Source organism: Corynebacterium sp. MSK150 (assembly GCF_030229215.1).
Classification (GTDB): domain Bacteria; phylum Actinomycetota; class Actinomycetes; order Mycobacteriales; family Mycobacteriaceae; genus Corynebacterium.
In genome coordinates, this window is record NZ_JASPHM010000030.1 from 1 (window position 1) to 2,672 (window position 2,672).

Here is a 2,672-nt window from a genome sequence, read left to right on the forward strand (position 1 = left end):
CTGTGGAGCATAGGAGAATCGAACTCCTGACCTTCTGCTTGCAAAGCAGATGCTCTACCAATTGAGCTAATGCCCCAGTGCCTAAGTACTTTACTACCGCAGGCGAAGTAACTCCAAACCCGAACCACTCAAATCACTTTGGTCACTGTAGGCATGTCCTATCACTTCAGTTACACGCAGCCGCTAGGGTCATGGACACATCGTGTCCACTTTCGCTCATCCTTAGGAAAACCATGCGTCGCATTCTCACCTCCGCCCTCACCGTGCTCGTTGCCGCTGCCGTTCCGGCGGCCGCTAACGCACAGTTGCCGCAGATTCCACAGCTACCTGCGTCCTCCAGCTCGAATATCCAAGACGAAATCAACCACCGCATCAATGACGCCCGCGCGCAGGTCGAGGACATCTCCTCCAAGGCCTTCTCCCCAAAGGCTCCTAAGCAGAAGGCGCCCACCCCGGCCCAGGAGAAGAAAACAGAGCCACGCAATAATGGTGGCGTCGACTGTGCCAACTGCGTAGCTATCACCTACGACGACGGCCCAGGCGCCGAAACCAACCGCCTGCTGGACAAGCTCAAGGCCAAGAACGCGCATGCAAGCTTCATGGTTCTCGCCCCTAGTGCTGAGCAGCACCCTGAGCTCCTCAAACGCATGAAGGCCGAGGGCCACACCATCGGCAACCACACCAAGAGCCACCGCCAACTCAACACCCTGTCTTATGACCAGGTATCCCAGGAAATCGACGCCGGCAATGCCGCCATCACAAAGGCCACCGGCCAAGGCACGCGCTGGGTACGCCCGCCCTACGGAGCTACCAACGCCACCGTGGATCAGGCCACCCGCGATAAGGGTGTCTCCCAAGCGCTGTGGGACGTCGACACCATGGATTGGAAGGACCGCAACTCCGACCACGTCTGCTCCGCGGCCGTGCAAGGTGCCCGCGCCGGTTCCATTGTTTTGATGCACGATATCCACCCCACCACTGTGGATGCCGCAGATTGCGTCATCGACGGCCTACGCGCCAAGGGCCTCGAGCCTGTGAGCCTGGACCGCCTCCTGCGCACCCCCGTGGCAGGTAAGCGCTACTACGCTCGTGGTTAATGATTGATTTTGCCCTGACTGCCGACGCCGTCGCTCCCCAACTCCTCGGCTGCACCCTCACCCATGCCGGGGTCAGCATCCGCCTCACTGAGGTCGAGGCTTACCTAGGCGCCGAGGACTCCGCGGCACACACCTTCAATGGCAAGACCCCGCGTAATGCGGCCATGTTCGGTCCTCCGGGCAGGTTCTACGTCTATATTTCTTACGGCATCCACCGCAACGTCAATATCGTCTGTGCCCCTGAAGGCACTGGCCAGGGCTGTCTGCTGCGTGGCGGTGAAATCATCGAGGGTGCCGACATCGCCTTCGCCCGCCGTGGCACCTCTGATTTTCATAACCTCGCCCGCGGACCGGGAAACCTCGGCAAAGCCCTCGGCTTCACGCTCGAAGACAACCACCAACCAATACAGCTTGTCGAGCGAACCACCGAACCAGAATGGGTGTGCGGACCGCGTATCGGTATCTCCAAAAACCAGGAAGCGGCCCTCCGGTTTTGGATCCCCTTCGATAAAACCGTCTCGGGCCGCCGCGGCTATCCCAAGAAATAGCCCTGCTCGTTTCGCTAGCTAATAGCGCCCACCGTAGCGCTCATCATTCTCGATGGCCTTAATGATCCGCTGATTAATCTGCAGCATCTGGCGAATCTGCGTACGGGTCAGGCTATCCATGACGGACCTCCTCGCCTGCTTAGCGTGTCCAGGCGCAGTCTCTACTACTTTGTCCCAGCCGCTATCCGTGAGCTTTGCCATGGTGGTGCGGCCATCAGTCGGGCACGGCTGGCGCACGACCCACCCCTGCTTTTCTAGGCGCGTAACGACCTGGCTCAAGCGGGACAAAGATCCATTGGCGGTAATCGCCAAATCGCGCATACGCATCTCGCGACTTTCCGCCTCCGATAGCCGAGATAGCACTGTATATTCAAAAAAGCTCAAGCCTGCGTCATCGCGCAGCTGAGCATCCAAAATATTGGTTAAGCGAATATTTACGCTCATTAGAGACATAAATGATGTGAGTTCTTCATCATCCAGCCAGTAGTCATCGCGCTCGGTCATGGGATTTATTCTATCAACTTGGCTTTAATTCTAAAGTGACTCGTCACTGTCCTAAACGCAAAGGCCTTAGTGTCCAGAGGACGGCTCGATCGGCCGCTGCCTTCTCGGCAGCTTCTCTACCACCAAACGATAAGAATCCGTGACCAACTCCTCTATCAGCTGTTGGTGCAGCTCTGCGTGTGGATAGACGGAAACCCAATGCCGTTTATTCATGTGGTAGCCCGGCGCAATGAATGGATACTGCTGCTGTAGCGCTTGGCAGTCCTCCGGCTCGGCCTTAATGATCATTTGCTGTTGACCGGTCACCGCTGTCAACAGCAAGAAAATTTTGCCGCGTACTTTGAATACGTCCCAGTCGGGACCAAAAGGATGCAGCACCTGCGAGCCGAACATCTCTTCGGCGCGCTGCCGCGCAACCTTGTAGATGCCGCTCCCGTCCAACATCGCCCCCCATTTCGTTGTTAGCAGTTCCACCTCAGGGCACCGAAGATTCATAGTCTGTCCACCCGATTGGGCGGGCTAT

Annotated in this window: 4 protein-coding genes and 1 tRNA gene; 2 read left to right on the plus strand and 3 right to left on the minus strand. The window is 57.6% G+C overall.

All coding sequences use genetic code 11. The features are described from left to right. Positions 1-3: 3 nt before the first annotated feature. Positions 4-76, minus strand: a tRNA-Ala gene (locus tag QP941_RS11470). A gap of 157 nt (positions 77-233) precedes the next feature. On the opposite strand from QP941_RS11470, the gene QP941_RS11475 reads away from it, so the two are divergent. Both QP941_RS11475 and QP941_RS11480 read left to right on the plus strand, forming a co-directional pair. Then, positions 234-1,097 carry a polysaccharide deacetylase family protein gene (locus QP941_RS11475; protein ID WP_284844761.1) on the plus strand — a complete coding sequence of 288 codons (864 nt, stop codon included), beginning with the start codon at positions 234-236 and terminating at the stop codon, positions 1,095-1,097. Then, complete coding sequence (locus tag QP941_RS11480) at positions 1,097-1,645, plus strand: DNA-3-methyladenine glycosylase (protein ID WP_005326236.1); 549 nt, start codon at positions 1,097-1,099, stop codon at positions 1,643-1,645. Before QP941_RS11475 ends, QP941_RS11480 begins: the two co-directional genes overlap by 1 nt. 18 nt (positions 1,646-1,663) lie before the next feature. On the opposite strand, the gene QP941_RS11485 is transcribed toward QP941_RS11480, so the two are convergent. Both QP941_RS11485 and QP941_RS11490 read right to left on the minus strand, forming a co-directional pair. Further along, on the minus strand, positions 1,664-2,149 hold the full coding sequence (locus tag QP941_RS11485) for a MarR family winged helix-turn-helix transcriptional regulator (protein ID WP_005326234.1): 486 nt from the start codon (positions 2,147-2,149) through the stop codon (positions 1,664-1,666). A 66-nt stretch (positions 2,150-2,215) separates the two neighbouring features. Then, entirely contained in the window at positions 2,216-2,623 is a 408-nt protein-coding gene (locus QP941_RS11490) for an MmcQ/YjbR family DNA-binding protein (protein ID WP_244261948.1), read from the minus strand. Positions 2,624-2,672: the final 49 nt, after the last annotated feature.

Excerpts from the sequence above, each read along its gene's own strand:
- QP941_RS11475 (WP_284844761.1), top strand. The coding sequence starts at position 234 with ATGCGTCGCATTCTCACCTCCGCCCTCACCGTGCTCGTTGCCGCTGCC.
- QP941_RS11480 (WP_005326236.1), top strand. The coding sequence starts at position 1,097 with ATGATTGATTTTGCCCTGACTGCCGACGCCGTCGCTCCCCAACTCCTC.
- QP941_RS11485 (WP_005326234.1), bottom strand. The coding sequence starts at position 2,149 with ATGACCGAGCGCGATGACTACTGGCTGGATGATGAAGAACTCACATCA.